The sequence below is a fragment of the Streptomyces thermovulgaris genome (genome assembly GCF_002155915.1).
Classification (GTDB): Bacteria; Actinomycetota; Actinomycetes; order Streptomycetales; family Streptomycetaceae; genus Streptomyces; species Streptomyces thermovulgaris.
Window position 1 is genome coordinate 1 of record NZ_MUME01000305.1, and the last position, 638, is coordinate 638.

Sequence of the window (638 nt, forward strand, 5' to 3'; positions counted from 1 at the left end):
GGTGGGGTCCCCGCCGAGGTCCGCGGCCCCCTCCTGCGCGGACACCGTCTCCACGGCCGCTTCCGCCTCCGCGGCCGCCGTTTCCTCCGCGGTCTCCGTCCCGGTCACAGAGTCGCTCATGCCCAGACGCTACCGCGAAGCCCTGGGGTACCGTCGACTCCGATGGCCACGATCGAGGAGTGCCGCAGGGCACTCGAGAAGCTTTCGGACAACCTGGCGGGCGCCGAGGGGAACGTCCGTGCCGCGGCGGCGCTGGACCGCTCGGTGAGCTGCCGTCTCAAGGACCTCGGCGTCACCTTCGTGGGGCGCCTTGTGGACGGCCGGATCGAGGTGCAGGACACCGTCCAGGGCCCGCCGCCGCAAAAGGCCCAGATCAGGCTGGTCATGACCGGTGACGACCTGGTCGCGCTGGTCGGCGGGGAGCTGAGCTTCGCCAGGGCGTGGGGGTCGGGCCGGGTGCGGCTGGAGGCGAGCCTGCCGGACCTGTTCCGGCTCAGGAAGCTTCTGTAGCCCTCACGCGCGCACGTGCCCTGCGTGCGGCGGGCACCACCAGCGGGGTGCCGGTCTCCGGGTCCTCGACGACCTGGCAGCGCAGTCCGAAGACCTCCTCCACCAGCTCGGCGGTGACGATGTCGCCC

Annotated in this window: 1 protein-coding gene and 1 pseudogene; one reads left to right on the plus strand and one right to left on the minus strand. The window is 72.4% G+C overall.

The genetic code is table 11. From position 1 onward, the window contains the following. Positions 1-162 precede the first annotated feature (162 nt). The gene (locus CCN35_RS21855) at positions 163-510 is read left to right on the plus strand and encodes a sterol-binding protein (protein WP_086793998.1); all 348 of its coding nucleotides are present in this window, start codon (positions 163-165) and stop codon (positions 508-510) included. Here CCN35_RS21855 and CCN35_RS29675 read toward each other — a convergent pair. After that, a pseudogene (locus CCN35_RS29675) lies at positions 494-638 on the minus strand (ABC transporter ATP-binding protein); the annotation flags it as partial. The gene CCN35_RS21855 and the pseudogene CCN35_RS29675 overlap by 17 nt on opposite strands.

Excerpts from the sequence above, each read along its gene's own strand:
- CCN35_RS21855 (WP_086793998.1), top strand. The coding sequence starts at position 163 with ATGGCCACGATCGAGGAGTGCCGCAGGGCACTCGAGAAGCTTTCGGAC.